Origin of the sequence: Chryseobacterium formosum (genome assembly GCF_026460885.1) — a bacterium.
GTDB lineage: Bacteria > Bacteroidota > Bacteroidia > Flavobacteriales > Weeksellaceae > Chryseobacterium > Chryseobacterium formosus.
The window spans coordinates 67,364-83,556 of sequence record NZ_JAOVZW010000024.1 but is presented as its reverse complement, the minus strand read 5'-3'; the positions used below and the strand labels follow the sequence as shown (position 1 = coordinate 83,556).

The 16,193-nt window shown below is 34.7% G+C and carries 12 protein-coding genes; all 12 read right to left on the bottom strand.

The genetic code is table 11. From position 1 onward, the window contains the following. Positions 1-146 precede the first annotated feature (146 nt). The 12 genes from OF897_RS18570 to rpoB all read right to left on the bottom strand — a co-directional run bounded on the left by OF897_RS18570 (position 147) and on the right by rpoB (position 15,894). On the bottom strand, positions 147-1,427 hold the full coding sequence (locus OF897_RS18570; RefSeq protein ID WP_267267165.1) for an alkaline phosphatase family protein: 1,281 nt from the start codon (positions 1,425-1,427) through the stop codon (positions 147-149). A 159-nt stretch (positions 1,428-1,586) separates the two neighbouring features. Then, positions 1,587-2,093 (bottom strand): hypothetical protein, encoded by a 507-nt coding sequence (locus OF897_RS18565; RefSeq protein WP_267267164.1) that lies wholly within the window; start codon positions 2,091-2,093, stop codon positions 1,587-1,589. Positions 2,094-2,184: 91 nt separating this feature from the next. Further along, positions 2,185-3,039: a helix-turn-helix domain-containing protein gene (locus OF897_RS18560; protein ID WP_267267163.1), complete on the bottom strand. Its 855-nt coding sequence runs from the start codon at positions 3,037-3,039 to the stop codon at positions 2,185-2,187. 165 nt (positions 3,040-3,204) lie between these two features. Then, entirely contained in the window at positions 3,205-3,981 is a 777-nt protein-coding gene (locus OF897_RS18555; protein WP_267267162.1) for a T9SS type A sorting domain-containing protein, read from the bottom strand. A gap of 1 nt (position 3,982) precedes the next feature. Then, positions 3,983-4,510, bottom strand: a complete 528-nt coding sequence (locus OF897_RS18550; RefSeq protein ID WP_267267161.1) for an ankyrin repeat domain-containing protein — start codon at positions 4,508-4,510, stop codon at positions 3,983-3,985. Positions 4,511-4,594: 84 nt separating this feature from the next. Continuing rightward, the gene (locus OF897_RS18545) at positions 4,595-5,137 is read right to left on the bottom strand and encodes a YceI family protein (RefSeq protein ID WP_267267160.1); all 543 of its coding nucleotides are present in this window, start codon (positions 5,135-5,137) and stop codon (positions 4,595-4,597) included. A gap of 10 nt (positions 5,138-5,147) precedes the next feature. Beyond that, complete coding sequence (locus OF897_RS18540) at positions 5,148-5,498, bottom strand: hypothetical protein (RefSeq protein ID WP_267267159.1); 351 nt, start codon at positions 5,496-5,498, stop codon at positions 5,148-5,150. A 2-nt stretch (positions 5,499-5,500) separates the two neighbouring features. Continuing rightward, positions 5,501-6,346, bottom strand: coding sequence for a DUF5777 family beta-barrel protein (locus OF897_RS18535; protein WP_267267158.1), 846 nt, complete (start codon positions 6,344-6,346; stop codon positions 5,501-5,503). A 124-nt stretch (positions 6,347-6,470) separates the two neighbouring features. Continuing rightward, positions 6,471-7,121 (bottom strand): Crp/Fnr family transcriptional regulator, encoded by a 651-nt coding sequence (locus OF897_RS18530; protein ID WP_267267157.1) that lies wholly within the window; start codon positions 7,119-7,121, stop codon positions 6,471-6,473. A 179-nt stretch (positions 7,122-7,300) separates the two neighbouring features. Next, a complete protein-coding gene (locus tag OF897_RS18525; RefSeq protein WP_027388013.1) occupies positions 7,301-7,609 on the bottom strand; it encodes a DUF3467 domain-containing protein in 309 nt (102 codons plus the stop codon). 87 nt (positions 7,610-7,696) lie between these two features. Continuing rightward, a complete protein-coding gene (gene rpoC / locus OF897_RS18520; protein ID WP_267267156.1) occupies positions 7,697-11,965 on the bottom strand; it encodes a DNA-directed RNA polymerase subunit beta' in 4,269 nt (1,422 codons plus the stop codon). A gap of 107 nt (positions 11,966-12,072) precedes the next feature. Further along, complete coding sequence (gene rpoB, locus OF897_RS18515; RefSeq protein WP_267267155.1) at positions 12,073-15,894, bottom strand: DNA-directed RNA polymerase subunit beta; 3,822 nt, start codon at positions 15,892-15,894, stop codon at positions 12,073-12,075. Positions 15,895-16,193 lie beyond the last annotated feature (299 nt).

The window sequence follows — 16,193 nt, the reverse complement described above, 5'->3', positions numbered from 1 at the left end:
AAAAAAATAAATAAAAAAAAAAAATTAAAACACAAAACCACACCCCCCCCCCCCCCCCGCCCCCCCGAAACTGTTTACTGACATATCAATTTTGTTGATAGGATTATCCTATTCTTCAGTAAGTCGTCACTTTGTGACTCTTTAAATTATTTCTTTAATGTTTTTTTCAAAACCTTTAATTTTCCGTCAATAGGCTCTGTGATCTTTAAACCTAAAATTTCAGCAACCATAGGATAAACATTGATATTTTCAAACTCATCAATCACCAAATTATCTTTAAATTCCGATCCCCAAGCTAAAAATGTAGCTTTCATTTCGGGCACGATTCTCGGATTATAACCATGTTTTCCAATGGAAGTTTTTCCTCCTTTTTCTAAAAATATTTTTGGAGCTTTTGGAATTAATAAAATTTGCCCGATTCTGTTATATTTATCGTCTTTAGTTCCAAAGTGAAGATATTTTGGAAGCTTCTTATCTAGATAGACTTCATAATCATCGGTTTTATTGGCTTTTAATTCTTTATAAACTTTTTTAACCTCATCAGAATTTTTCACATAAACTCTTAATAATGTCTGAGAATTATAAAGATCAAATCTATTTTTGTCTAAAAGGATTTCAGGGAAATCAAGAGGATTTCCACCATCCACTTTTATCATTCCGTGATCTGAAACAAAGATGAAATTGACATTTTTCAAACCTAAATCATTTACTTTCTGAACCAATTCACCGATTGCGTTATCAACCAGATGAACAGCTTTTTCAGTTTCTTTTGTATCCGGTCCGAAATGATGACCGCTTCCGTCAACTTCAGGAAAGTACAGTGAAATAAAATGTGGTCTTTTATTTTCAGGAAGTTTTAACCAATTAATCACTTTATTAACTTTCTCAGAAGGAGAAAATTTTTCATGATAAGGATAATAATAAGTGGGTCTTTTCCCACCTGCATCGCTTCCGGAACCCACCCATTGCAAAGAAGCACTGATTATATTTTGTTTTTCAGCTAAAGCCCAAAGCGGAGTTCCACCATACCAAGTTCCATCTTCCACGATTTCCTTTTTGTTCATGGCGTAATTTTTTTTCAATTTATAATCGTAGAAAAAATTATCAATTAAACCATGGTGAGAAGGATATAAACCTGTAACTAAAGTCCAATGATTAGGAAATGTAATACTCGGATAACTTGGAATCATCTCTTTTGCCTGAACTCCATGACTTGAATATTTCAAAAGATTTTCAGCGTTGTATTTTTTAGCATAATCATATCTGAAACCATCTGTGGAAATCATTATCACATAAGGTTTCTGCATTGCTTCTGCATCATTAAATCGATTGGGTATGATAATTTGTGCGGTATCAATCTTAGTAGTTTGAGCAAAAATGGTAGTCAAAGAAAAAATCAAGAGCAATAACGGAAATCTTCGCAGCATTATTTAAAATTTTCAACAAAGTTACTTTCCGTTTTTATGAAAGAAAAGTTTTATGGATTAAAATAATTTTAAATATCATTTCTGATTTTCAAGCATTTTAAAATTTCCTCCTGATTTAATAAAAAAGTGTTCATTCGTTTTATGAACACTTTTCACTTATTAAAATTCAACTGAATTTGTTTCTAATTTATTAATTTTTCTTTGCTTAATAATCTGATAAACAGAACCTGCAATAAAAAGTATAAAAATAATGAGCAAGGTCTTACCAATCAGAGGATCATTAATATCTTTTGCTAAAGGGTGCCCAATCGGAACTCTTGTAAGCGTTTCATTGACGGTAGGAAGCATTGACAAAAGAAAACTGAAAGCCATGAGAAAATTTTCAAAATAGCGAGCCTTATTATTTCCTTCTTTTTTGGTGTGAAGGAAAAATGCAGCCGTTACAAGGATTAAAATGATTAATGAAAGTACATGTCCTGCATTAAAACCACCATGTTTAGAAATCCCTAAAGCCGTAAGCGAAGTAATGATGGTAAAATAAAAATATAGCTTACCCGTAATATGCTTCAAATTAATTTTACCGTATCTGATAAATGATATTAAAGCCGATAGAATGGCAACAACGCCGATAATGGTGTGGAAAATTCCCAAATTTGATAGTCCCATTTTAATATTTTTTTGTTTTAAAATTGCTTGTTATGATTAACACTACAAAATTGCAACAGATTCAAAAAAAGGACTTTGCAAATCAGCTCAATTATTTATCATTTTGGTTCAAACGGTATTTTGTGGGCGAAATATTATATTTTTCGGTGAAACTTCTGGTGAAATTGGCGAGATCATTGAATCCGCATTCAAAGGCAATTTCAGAGATACGTTCATCAGAAACCGAAAGTAATTCGGCAGCTTTTTCAAGCTTTTTGGTCTTCATATAATTCGCGGGAGTATCGTTGTACAGCTTTGCAAATTCTCGTTTGAAAGAAGAGACACTAAGATTATTATGCTGCGCAAGTTCTTCAATCGTTAACTGGGAAAACAAATGAGCTTCAATAATTTGTTTAAAAGTATAAGTAGTCGGCGAAAAAAGCTGTGATAATATAACTTGTATAGCTTCCACATTGCTTGTCTGCGAAAGTAAAAGTATAATTTCCTTCAATTTTAAAACTAAAATATCTTCATTGACCAAAGAGGGATTTTCAAAATAAAACAGCAGTCCTTCAATATATTTTTGAATTAAAAAATCGTTGTTAATCTTTTCAATTGATTTATTCGAAACTATATTTTTTTGTGATTTAAGCAATAAAGGCAATTCTTTATCATAAATTTTCTTGAGTATATCAGGATGAAAATTAATAATTACAATTTCATTCTTGCTTTCTAAATTTTCATTACTTATTTGCTTATCGGAGTTTATACAATTTTGGAATAACGAATGTTTTCCGGGAAGATTTATTTTTTCGTCGTCTAGTCTGTATTGCATTTCACCTTCTAACATATATAAAAAACAGGCATTATCTGTAATATGAAAATCAAATTTAAATGGTGATTTTAAAACCAATTTATGCAATAAAGGCTTTCCAAATAAGTCGTATTTTTTATGGTCAATTATCATAATGCTTATACTTTGATATCATTTCTATCTTGCAGGTTTCGTATTGGAAAATGTTTATAAAGTTATTCAAATACTTTTAAAATAATATCTGAATAATTAAAAAAAATCCCGAAAACCTTACGATTTTCAGGATTTTGATAGCTTGGATATAATTTCTATTCAAACTTATTCTTTAATCAATTGCTGATAAGCTGTAGAACCGTCTTTCAAAGTAATTTCAAAATAATAATTTCCGGATTTTAAGTCAGAAACACTGATGTTTTCTCCTTCCATTTTTACTGATTTCACTTTTCTTCCTGTAGATTCATAAATATCAACAGATTTAATTTTATCTGCATTTTTAAAACTAACCGTTTCTTTTGCAGGATTTGGATATAAAGAAACTTTCTTATTTTCCATTGCTAAGTCTGATGTTCCCAACAAAGCTGACCTCGTTAAAATTGCATAACCACGATTACTTCCTCCGTGATAATTACCTGCTAAAGTTGTATTTGGTCCTTTTGCAAAGAAAATATTCACCGTACTATTGGTATTTGTAAAAGCTGTATCTCCACTTCCGCCTGCAAGAGATCTTGTAGCAACAATTGTTCTCGTTCCGGAAGCAACAGTATTAGAAGTAATCGTCCAATCCTGTGTTGTATCTGCATTTGGTGTAGAACCTACTCCTGCAAAAGTATAATCTAAATTTGTATTGGTTGTAGAAAGTGAATTATAAATAAATCCATCTACACCGCTTCCCATTCCTCCTGAAGAACCTGTTCCACCAAATCCGATTCCTAAATAAGAAGTATCTGCACCGGTAAGAGTTAAGGTTGCTAAAGTTGCAGAAGTATCTAATTTTACAGTCATTCCGGTAGATCCGAGATTCACTGTGCCTGTTGTAAACTGTGCCATTGCAAAATTTGCAAATACCACGCTTAAAGCTAATAAAACTTTTTTCATTTTAATTTTTTAATAAGTTGATAATGTCTTTATTGTTTGTCTGTAAAGCGTATTCAAAAGGAGTCATTCCCTGTGAATCTTTAATTGATTTATCGGCTTTATGTGCCAATAATAATTCTACCAATTCTGTATTTCCGAATTTTACCGCCCAAAACAAAGGTGTTGAACCTGTAGAATCTACGATATTCGGATTGGCTTTTTTATTTAATAACTGTTCTACCAAATCTCTGTTATATTTCACGGCAAGACCTGCAAGAGCAGTTCCTTCGCTACTTTTATAATTCACATCTTTTACATTGTCGATTAGAAATTTAGCCACTTCCATATTACTTCTGTAACAAGCTAAAATTAATGGCGTAAAACCACTTTCATTGGTTTGGTTAATAATATCCGGGTTCTGTTTCATCAGTTCTTTTACTTCAGCTACAGTTCCGCTTCTTGCAATATCAAAAATAGATTTTGCCTTTTCCTGAGCCGACATTATTGTAAAACCCAGAATAAGATTTAGAATAAAAAATATCTTTTTCATGTGTAAGTAGATATTTATTGTTTTATTTATAATTGGTTATCGCTTCTTCTTCAGTATTTAAATCTGAAAATCATAGCAATTTCATTATTTCGAAAGTATATAATTGTACTCAACATTTACATTTTCAGCGACTTTTTTCATTACCATTTTAGGAATAGTAACTTTAAAATCTGCCGGTCTTGCTACAAAAGTTCCCTGCATATAAATTTTCCCGTCTTTAGTATAGATTGTGGCTGTAGAATTGACCGCTTTGTCTACTCCGTGAAAATTTAAAGTTCCCTGAACTGAATACTTTTGAGGTGAAGCCGTAAGTTTCGCTTTATCAAAATTTACAATCTTACCTTTAAAAGTGGTCTTAGGATACTTTGCAGTTTCAGCATAATTTTCATTAAAATGCTCTTCCATTAATTTTACTTTAAAATGAAAGTTTTTAACTACCGAAACAGAGGCAAAATCTCCGTTATCCGCATTAATAATGGCAACATTGCCGTCATCCTGAGCAAAAACATCTTCAAATAAAGGCACCGACGCTTCAAACGTTACTTTACCCGTTTTAGTAGAATATTTCTGAGCCGAAACCATGTTTACAAAACCTAAGGTGACGATTAATAATACAAGATTTTTCATATTAATTCTTTTAATTTTCAGAAAGTCCATCGGCTTTCCATTTTGTGATAATTGTGATTTGAGAAGGTGATAAACTTCCGCCTTGAGGCATTTTCAGAGGATCTCCGGTTGGCCTGCTGATTCGGTTGATGATATTGTCAATATTATTTTTAACCTGAGAATAATTATTCCAAGGTTGAAACGAAGCTGAACCTCCCGCTGAATGACAGCTGATACAATTTGCATCAATTATTGGTTTCACATCTTTATTATAAGTTACCAACTCTGCTACCGGAGTTTTATCTGAGATTTCTTCATAGGTTCTGCTTTCACAAGCAACCAATACAACTGCCGATGAAATGATGTACATTAATTTTTTCATAATTAAAAAACTCTATAAAGATTAAACCCAAAGAAAATCTGCCCTTTCTCCCATTTTCCGGAAGCATTTGTGAGATAACCAATGTCTGAATTTAATTGGGAATTGCTAAATAAAAGCTGGAACACGTGTCCCCCGGTTTCTAAATCCATCCCGATTGATAAAGGATTTTTGTAGAAACTGTGATTGTCGAAATTCACAAAATATTCGGCATTAATAGAAATTCTTTTTGAAATTTTATAACGGCCGCCCAAACCTGTCAAAAACTGATTTTCATTTTCAATCATCGGTTCATATAAGTTTTTGTGAACATAAGAAGGCGTCAACTGTAAAGAGAAATTTTCATTAAATCTTCTCGAAATTAAAGCCTGAGTAAGATACGAAAGTCGATCTCCGAATTTAAGCCCCGGATAATTGTCTTTGCTGAGGTCTGTATTTACAGCCATCACATTATACCCGACAACATCAACCGGAAAATTTTCGCTTTGCTTAACTAATTTGTACTTTGCGCCTCCCTCAAAAGTCTTCTGATTAGTTTCTCTGGAAAGACTTAATGAAAGTCCGTCTGTTACGCCATAAATCACACCCAACTTTGTGGAAGCATCATCTAGTCCGAAGAAATCTTTGAATCCTTTGCTTACATCTCCAAAACGGTGTGCTACAACAATGTACCATTCGTTTTTTGCAGTAAGTTTTGTTGACTGACCCGTGACAATCTGAAGTGCTTTAAAAGCTGGCGGTGAAATTTCGGTGTTTTTTGTTTGAATGGTGTCAATATCTTTCAAAAGGTCTTCCTGAGAAAAGGCAAAACCTGAAGCAAACATTGACAAAAAAAGGAAAGTTTTTGTCATACACATAATTGTTTAAAATTCGTATGACAAACTTATAGACTTCTGATTCTAAAATTTGGTGATAAAAGTCACCGAGTGAATTGTTTTTATCAATCGGAATGTTAAAAATATTGAATAATATTTATTAGTCTACTCTAACATTTTCATTTACAGGGATTTTTATTCCTTCTTTAGTCTGAATAATTTCGCCCTCATTCTCTACTTTTTTCAAAACTCTGCTTACAACTTCTCTTGAAGTTCCCAAATTGTTGGCAATTTCTTTATGAGTAAGTCTTACAGGATTGTTTCCGGTAATAGAAATCTGTTGTTTGATGTAATTTAAAACCCTTTTATCTAATTTATGAAAGACTGCATCATTCACCATATTCATGACATCGACGAATCGTTTTTCGTATTCGCCATAAAAAAGTCTGTTGATTTGCGGGAATTTTATCAGCCATTCATGAATGACAGAAACCGGAATTAGCAATACTTCAGAATCTTCTTCTGCAACCGCATAAATTCTACTGATATAATCTGAAAAAATTGACGAAAATGTCATCAGACAACTGTCACTTGGTCTTATGTAATAATAAATAAGTTCTCTGCCATCGTTTAAAGAATAAACTTTTACAGAACCTTTTATTAAAAATGGGACAAATTTATTCTTCTGCCCTTCTCTTACAATTTCAGTTTTTGCTTTAACCTCAGAAATTATAGCGTGTTTTTGAAGCTCAATTAAAAAATCACTACCAAGAGAGCCAAATTTATTTAAAATAAACTGATTATTTACCATTTCGTTGAATCATATCCAAAAACAAAGATATACAATTGAATAATCCGTATTACATTTTTTGTTTAAAATTTATTAATTTAAATATAATCAGCTGATAATAATAAGATTAAAGTAATAAGGTCACGAAAAAAAAATGCCTCAGTAAAAACTGAGGCATCCTTATTTATGATAAGAAAATCTTATGCGTTTACGTTGTTACCACCCAATACGAAAGGCTCAACTTCTTTGATTTCACCAAATTGTTGTTCGTAGTTTGTGATGTTTTGCTGAAGAGCAGTAAGAACTCTCTTAGCGTGAAGAGGAGCCAAGATTACTCTTGATCTTACGTTTGCTTGTTGTACACCCGGCATAAGTTGGATGAAATCTACAACAAACTCAGAAGGAGAATGGTTTACTAAAGCTAGGTTACAATAAACCCCTGAAGCTACCATTTCGTTTAGTTGGATGTTGATGTTGTTTGGATCGTTGTTTTGATTTTGATTGTCCATTTGTATAAATTATATTTTTAAAAATTAAAATTTGAGATTGTGAAAATATAAAAATAAATTCAAATCTCAAATTTCAATTCATTAATTTTAGTTAAGGTCTTCGAATTCTTTTCTAGAACCTACGATTACATTCTGATACTCTTTAAGACCTGTACCTGCAGGAATTCTGTGTCCTACAATAACATTTTCTTTAAGACCATTCAAGCTGTCTACTTTACCAGCTACTGCTGCTTCGTTTAGAACTTTCGTAGTTTCCTGGAACGATGCTGCAGACATGAATGACTTAGTCTGTAGAGCCGCTCTTGTAATACCTTGCAATACAGGCGTTGCTGTTGCAGGTAAAGCATCTCTTACTTCAACTAAAGCCTGATCTTCACGCTTCAATTTAGAGTTTTCGTCTCTCAATTCTTTTGTAGTAATCATCTGTCCTGGTTGGAAAGCTTTAGAATCTCCAGCATCTGTAACTACTTTAAGACCAAATACTCTGTTGTTTTCAATTAAGAAATCGTATTTGTGCTCAAGAGCAGCTTCAAGGAACTGAGTATCACCTCCATCAACGATCGATACTTTAGTCATCATCTGTCTTACGATGATTTCGAAGTGCTTATCGTCGATTTTTACCCCTTGTAGACGGTAAACTTCCTGAATTTCATTTACTAAATATTCCTGAACCGCAGTTGGTCCTTTGATTTTCAAGATATCGTCTGGAGTAACTGAACCGTCAGAAAGTGGCGAACCAGCTCTTACGAAGTCATTCTCCTGTACTAAGATTTGGTTTGATAATTTAACTAAATAAATTTTTCTCTCTCCAGTTTTAGCTTCAACGATAAGTTCTCTGTTACCTCTTTTGATTTTTCCGTAAGAAACTACACCATCAATTTCTGTAACTACAGCTGGATTAGATGGGTTTCTTGCTTCGAATAATTCGGTAACTCTTGGAAGACCTCCGGTGATATCCCCTGTCTTTGCAGCTTTTCTCGGGATTTTAATTAAGATTTTACCAGCCTTAATTTTTTCACCATCGTTTACCATTAAGTGGGCTCCTACCGGTAAGTTGTAACCTTTCTGTTCAACTCCTTTAGAATCTACCACTTTCAAAGTAGGTACGGCTTTTTTATTTCTAGATTCAGAGATTACTTTTTCTTCAAATCCTGTAGCTTCATCAATTTCCAACTGGAATGAAATACCTTGGATGATATCCTCGTATTCTACTTTACCAGCATTTTCTGCAATGATTACCGCGTTATATGCATCCCACTTACAGATCAAGTCACCTTTGCTTACTTTATCACCTGATTTTACAGATAATATTGCACCATAAGGTACGTTAGCAACCATTAACGGAGTTCTAGCTTCGTTATCAGCAACCAATCTAAATTCTGTTGTACGAGATACTACTACTTCTGCAGTATTACCGTTTTCGTCTTCTGAAGTAATTGTTCTTACCTCATCCAATTCTACGATACCATCTCTTCTTGCAACGATAGAAGGGTTTTCTGAAACGTTTGTAGATACACCCCCTTGGTGGAAAGTTCTCAACGTAAGCTGAGTTCCCGGTTCACCAATTGATTGTGCAGCGATAACACCTACTGCTTCACCCATGTGAATCATTTTACCTGTTGCTAAGTTTCTACCGTAACATTTAGCACAGATACCTTTTTTAGTTTCACAAGTTAATGGAGAACGTACTTCAACAGCTTCTAATCCTACTTCTTCAATTTTCTTAGCTAATTGCTCAGTAATTACCTGATCAGCTTCGGCGATGATTTCGTCAGTTTCAGGATCATAAATATTATGTAAAGAAACTCTACCCAAGATTCTTTCAGAAATCTTTTCAACAATCTCGTCATTTTTCTTAAGTGCAGTAACTTCTGTACCTCTTAAAGTTCCACAATCTGTTTCTGTAACGATAACATCCTGTGCAACGTCTACCAATCTTCTCGTTAAGTAACCTGCATCGGCAGTCTTAAGAGCGGTATCCGCAAGACCCTTACGAGCACCGTGAGTAGAGATAAAGTATTCTAAGATCGAAAGACCTTCCTTAAAGTTTGCAAGAATCGGGTTTTCGATAATTTCCGCACCGGTAGAACCAGCTTTCTGCGGTTTTGCCATCAAACCTCTCATCCCTGATAACTGACGGATCTGTTCCTTAGAACCCCTCGCTCCAGAATCAAGCATCATGTATACAGAATTGAATCCACCTTGGTCAACTTTCATTCTGCTCATGATCATTTCAGTTAATCCAGCATTTGTGTTTGTCCAAACATCAATTACCTGGTTATATCTTTCTGTATCTGTAATAAGACCCATGTTATAGTTGGCTCTGATTTCGTCAACAGTTTCAATAGATGTTGCGATCATTTTCTTTTTCTCAACAGGAACTACGATGTCACCTAATGAGAATGAAAGACCTCCTTTGAATGCATTTGAATAACCTAAGTCTTTCATTGCATCTAAGAACTTCACAGTAGTAGGGAAATCTGTATCAGCAAGTACTTTACCAATAACATTTCTTAATGATTTCTTTGTAAGAAGTTCATTAATGTATCCTGACTGCTTAGGAACGATTTGGTTAAATAAGATTCTACCAACAGAAGTTTCAGTTAATTTCGTAGTGATTTCACCGTTTTCTTTGATAGGAAGTCTACATCTTACTTTAGCGTTCAATGAAACTCTACCTTCCGCATAAGCGATTTCCGCTTCTTCCGGAGAATAGAATGCAAGACCTTCTCCCAATACTTTCATATCATCTGTAGAGCTCAATTCTTTGGTCATGAAATAAAGACCAAGAACCATGTCCTGAGATGGTACCGTAATTGGAGAACCGTTTGCAGGGTTCAGGATATTCTGAGAGCCTAACATCAATAACTGAGCTTCCAAAATCGCCTCAGGGCCCAACGGTAAGTGTACCGCCATCTGGTCACCATCAAAATCGGCGTTGAATGCTGTTGTTACCAACGGGTGTAGCTGGATTGCCTTACCTTCGATCATCTTAGGTTGGAAAGCCTGGATACCCAGTCTGTGCAAAGTAGGTGCTCTGTTTAGTAAAACAGGGTGACCTTTCATTACACCTTCTAAGATATCATATACTACCGGTTCTTTTCTGTCAATAATTCTTTTTGCAGATTTTACCGTTTTTACAATCCCTCTTTCAATTAGTTTTCTAATGATAAACGGTTTGTAAAGTTCCGCAGCCATATCCTTAGGAATACCACATTCGTGAAGCTGTAAGTTTGGACCTACAACAATTACCGAACGAGCAGAGTAATCTACCCTTTTCCCTAGTAAGTTCTGACGGAAACGACCTTGCTTACCTTTCAATGAATCTGAAAGTGATTTCAATGGTCTGTTTGATTCAGATTTTACTGCAGAAGATTTTCTTGTATTATCGAATAATGAATCTACTGATTCCTGAAGCATACGCTTCTCGTTTCTCAAGATTACTTCCGGAGCTTTGATCTCCAATAATCTCTTCAAACGGTTGTTTCTGATAATAACTCTTCTATAAAGGTCATTTAAGTCAGAAGTTGCGAAACGTCCTCCATCCAATGGAACTAATGGTCTTAATTCTGGTGGTATTACAGGAAGCACACGCATAATCATCCACTCCGGTCTGTTGATCATTCTTGTATTAGCACCTCTCAATGCTTCTACAACGTTCAATCTTTTTAGAGCTTCAGTTCTTCTTTGCTTAGAACCTTCATTGTGAGCTTTGTGTCTCAAGTCGAAAGACAATGCATCAAGATCAATTCTTTTCAGCAATTCTTCAACAGCTTCAGCACCCATTTTGGCGATGAATTTGTTTGGATCTGCATCATCAAGATATTGATTTTCTACAGGAAGCGTATCCATGATATCAAGGTATTCTTCTTCTGTAAGGAATTCTTTATCGTCAAAATCAGAACCATCTAATTTCTTAGCGATACCTTGCTGAATAACAACATATCTCTCGTAATAGATGATCATATCTAATTTCTTAGAAGGAATACCTAAAAGGTAACCGATTTTGTTTGGTAAAGAACGGAAATACCAAATGTGCGCAATAGGAACAACCAAACCGATGTGTCCGATTCTTTCTCTACGTACTTTTTTCTCCGTAACCTCTACACCACAACGGTCACAAACAATCCCTTTGTAACGAATTCTCTTGTATTTACCACAAGCACATTCGTAATCTTTGATAGGACCGAAGATTTTTTCACAGAACAAACCATCTCTTTCAGGTTTGTGCGTTCTGTAATTTATAGTTTCCGGTTTTAAAACTTCTCCTCTTGAATCCTGTAAAATAGATTCCGGTGAAGCTAAACCGATGGTTATTTTATTAAAACGACTTGTTTTATTTTTATTTGATGACATAATTTAATTTTTGATTAAAAGATTAAAAGTTTGAGAGATTTAAAATTCTCCCGCACTTATTATCTCTGAGTTAATTAATGCTTTAATTTTTATAATTAAATCTTAATTTACTCTTCCAATCTTACGTCTAATCCAAGACCTTGTAACTCGTGAAGTAATACGTTGAAAGATTCAGGAATACCCGGTTCAGGCATTGCTTCACCTTTTGCAATCGCTTCATAAGTTTTTGCTCTACCAATCACGTCATCCGACTTCACAGTCAGGATCTCTCTCAAGATATTTGATGCTCCAAATGCTTCAAGAGCCCAAACCTCCATCTCTCCGAATCTCTGACCACCAAACTGAGCTTTACCTCCTAATGGTTGCTGAGTAATCAATGAGTAAGGTCCGATAGAACGTGCGTGCATTTTGTCATCTACCATGTGTCCAAGTTTCAACATATAGATAATACCTACCGTTGCAGCCTGAGTAAATCTTTCTCCGGTACCACCATCATAAAGGTGAGTGTGACCAAATTTAGGAACTCCAGCTTTCTCAGTGTACTCAGTGATCTGATCAAGAGTTGCACCGTCAAAGATTGGCGTAGCAAACGTTAATCCTAATCTTCTACCTGCCCATCCAAGAACAGTTTCGTAGATCTGACCAATGTTCATACGAGAAGGTACCCCAAGTGGATTCAATACGATATCTACCGGTGTTCCGTCTTCCAGGAATGGCATATCTTCTTCACGAACGATTCTTGAAACGATACCTTTGTTACCGTGACGACCCGCCATTTTATCTCCAACGTTTAGTTTACGTTTTTTAGCGATATAAACTTTAGCCAACTTCATGATACCTGCAGGAAGTTCATCACCAATTGATAATGCAAATTTCTCACGGTTTTTAACCCCTTGAATATCGTTGAATTTGATTTTATAATTGTGAATTAATTGTTTGATTAATTCGTTTTTATCGTTATCAACAGTCCAATCTGCACCGCTTACGTTAACGTAATCTTCAACTGAAGTCAACAATTTATGAGTAAATTTCATACCCTTTCCGATGATTTCTTCATCTAAGTCGTTGGTAACTCCCTGAGAAGTTTTACCACTAACAAGCGTATTTAATTTTTCAATTAAACTGTTTCTCAACTCGTCAAACTTAGCCTTGTAAGTGTTTTCAATCTCTTCAAGTTTAAGTTTTTCTTCAGTTCTTTTCTTTTTATCTTTAATGTTTCTTGAGAACAATTTTTTGTTGATCACAACACCTCTTAATGAAGAGTCTGCTTTCAATGAAGCATCCTTTACATCACCAGCTTTGTCACCGAAGATTGCTCTAAGAAGTTTTTCTTCAGGAGTCGGGTCAGATTCACCTTTTGGAGTAATCTTACCAATCATGATATCACCAGGCTTCACTTCAGCACCAATTCTGATCATACCATTCTCGTCAAGATCTTTTGTAGCCTCTTCAGAAACGTTTGGAATATCTGCCGTCAATTCTTCCATACCTAATTTGGTATCACGAACCTCAAGAGAATATTCATCCACGTGGATTGAAGTAAACCAGTCTTCACGTACAACTTTTTCGTTGATTACGATTGCATCCTCAAAGTTATACCCTTTCCAAGGCATGAAGGCAACCACCAAGTTTCTACCAAGAGCTAATTCTCCGTTTTCAGTAGCATAACCGTCGCAAAGCACTTGTCCTTTTACCACTGTTTCACCTACTCTTACGTTTGGTCTTAGGGTAATTGTTGTACTCTGGTTAGTTTTTCTAAACTTAGTCAAGTTATATGTTTTCGTAGCAGATTCGAATGATACCAGATCTTCGTCTTCGCTTCTTTCATATTTAATGATAATTTTATCAGCATCAACATATTCAACTAAACCATTTCCTTCAGCGTTAATCAAGATTCTAGAATCTTTAGCAACTTGCTGCTCAAGACCTGTACCTACAATTGGCGCTTGTGGCTTCAATAATGGAACTGCCTGACGCATCATGTTTGATCCCATCAACGCTCTGTTCGCATCATCATGTTCCAAGAAAGGAATTAACGAAGCTGAAATACCAGAAATCTGGTTTGGAGCAACGTCGATCAAATTAACCTGAGAAGGCTCAACTACAGGATAATCACCGTCTAGACGAGCGATAATTCTGTCTGTTAAGAATCCTCCGTTATCATCTAACTCAACGTTTGCCTGAGCAATTACTTTATCTTCCTCGTCTTCTGCATTTAAGTAAATAGGATCTGCATTTAAATCTACAGTACCTTCGTTTACTTTTCTATATGGAGTTTCGATGAAACCTAAAGTATTGATTTTAGCATAAATACCTAAAGATGAAATCAAACCAATGTTTGGTCCTTCAGGAGTTTCAATCGGACAAATACGGCCATAGTGAGTATGGTGAACGTCACGAACCTCGAAACCTGCTCTTTCTCTTGATAAACCTCCAGGTCCTAGTGCAGAAAGTCTACGCTTGTGCGTGATTTCTGATAGTGGATTGGTTTGATCCATGAATTGAGAAAGCTGGTTGGTACCAAAGAATGAATTAATTACTGATGTTAAAGTTTTAGCATTAACAAGATCAAGCGGAGTAAAGATTTCATTATCTCTAACGTTCATTCTCTCCTTAATTGTTCTTGCAATTCTAGAAAGACCTACACCGAACTGTCCTGCTAATTGCTCACCAACAGTTTTAATTCTTCTGTTAGAAAGGTGGTCAATATCATCAACCTCAGCTTTAGAGTTTACCAATTCGATTAAGTGTCTTACAATCGCAATGATATCGTCTTTTGTAAGAACTTCAGTTGTAGTAGGAATGTTTAGACCTAACTTTTTGTTTAGTCTGTAACGCCCAACTTCACCTAATGAATATCTTTGCTCAGAGAAGAATAATTTTTCGATAATTCCTCTTGCAGTTTCCTCATCGGGTGGATCTGCATTTCTTAACTGACGATAAATATATTCTACTGCTTCTTTTTCAGAGTTGGTAGGGTCTTTTTGTAAAGTATTCTGAATGATAGAGAATTCGTTACTGTTTTCTTTGTGAATCAAGATAGATTTCACACCAGCATCAAGAATTAGATCTAAATGTTCTTTTTCAAGAATAGTTTCTCTATCCAAGATGATTTCGTTTCTTTCGATAGAAACAACTTCACCAGTATCTTCGTCTACGAAATCTTCGAACCAAGTGTTCAATACTCTCGCAGCCAATGTTCTTCCTTCTACTTTTTTAAGGGCAGCTTTAGAAACTTTCACTTCTTCGGCAAGATCGAAGATCTGAAGGATATCTTTATCAGATTCAAAACCGATTGCTCTTAATAGAGTTGTTAAAGGTAATTTTTTCTTACGGTCGATATATGCGTACATTACGCTGTTGATATCTGTTGTAAATTCCATCCAAGATCCTTTGAAAGGGATAATTCTTGAATAATACAATTTAGTTCCGTTTGCGTGGTAAGTCTGTCCGAAGAATACACCCGGAGATCTGTGTAACTGAGTTACAATAACACGCTCTGCACCATTGATAATGAAAGAACCACTATCTGTCATATAAGGAACCGGACCTAAATATACATCTTGTACAACGGTCTGAAAATCTTCATGTTCAGGATCTGTACAGTATAATTTAAGTCTAGCTTTAAGAGGAACTGAATAAGTTAAACCTCTTTCCACACATTCGTCGATCGAATAACGTGGAGAATCTACCAAATAATCTAAGAATTCCAATACGAATTGGTTTCTAGAATCGGTAATAGGAAAGTTTTCCTGGAAGGTTTTATGCAAACCTTCTTTCTTTCTGTCCTCAGGAAGTGTATCTAGCTGGAAAAAATCTCTAAATGACTCTAACTGGATATCTAAGAAATCCGGAGTGATGATTTTTCCTTTAGCCGAAGAGAAATTAATTCTCTCAACTCCCCTAGTTGTTGATGTTGTTTTACTCATAAAACTTTTAAGAAAGGGTTAAAAAATATTTTGTTTTTATTCAAAAATATCAGAATGACAAGAGATAAGGTAAAAGTAAAAAGGTAAAAGTGTTTTTGGCGCTCACGTAAGAACCTCTTTTTCTTTAAGTTAAATCTTTATCTTTCTAACTGCAACACTGGTATATCTTTTCACAGTGTAATGCAAAATATTTTTATTTTTATCTAATGGTTTAAAAATACATTCATACTATAAAACACAAAACGCCCTTTCAAAATAATGAAAGAGTTGATTTTCAATAGATTACTGTATTATGTTTA

Bases quoted from the DNA above. Each gene is read 5' to 3' on its own strand.
- OF897_RS18550 (WP_267267161.1), bottom strand. From the start codon at position 4,510: ATGAAAAAGATATTTTTTATTCTAAATCTTATTCTGGGTTTTACAATA.
- rpoC (WP_267267156.1), bottom strand. From the start codon at position 11,965: ATGTCATCAAATAAAAATAAAACAAGTCGTTTTAATAAAATAACCATC.
- OF897_RS18570 (WP_267267165.1), bottom strand. From the start codon at position 1,427: ATGCTGCGAAGATTTCCGTTATTGCTCTTGATTTTTTCTTTGACTACC.
- OF897_RS18535 (WP_267267158.1), bottom strand. From the start codon at position 6,346: ATGACAAAAACTTTCCTTTTTTTGTCAATGTTTGCTTCAGGTTTTGCC.
- rpoB (WP_267267155.1), bottom strand. From the start codon at position 15,894: ATGAGTAAAACAACATCAACAACTAGGGGAGTTGAGAGAATTAATTTC.
- OF897_RS18565 (WP_267267164.1), bottom strand. From the start codon at position 2,093: ATGGGACTATCAAATTTGGGAATTTTCCACACCATTATCGGCGTTGTT.
- OF897_RS18560 (WP_267267163.1), bottom strand. From the start codon at position 3,039: ATGATAATTGACCATAAAAAATACGACTTATTTGGAAAGCCTTTATTG.
- OF897_RS18545 (WP_267267160.1), bottom strand. From the start codon at position 5,137: ATGAAAAATCTTGTATTATTAATCGTCACCTTAGGTTTTGTAAACATG.
- OF897_RS18525 (WP_027388013.1), bottom strand. From the start codon at position 7,609: ATGGACAATCAAAATCAAAACAACGATCCAAACAACATCAACATCCAA.
- OF897_RS18540 (WP_267267159.1), bottom strand. From the start codon at position 5,498: ATGAAAAAATTAATGTACATCATTTCATCGGCAGTTGTATTGGTTGCT.
- OF897_RS18530 (WP_267267157.1), bottom strand. From the start codon at position 7,121: ATGGTAAATAATCAGTTTATTTTAAATAAATTTGGCTCTCTTGGTAGT.
- OF897_RS18555 (WP_267267162.1), bottom strand. From the start codon at position 3,981: ATGAAAAAAGTTTTATTAGCTTTAAGCGTGGTATTTGCAAATTTTGCA.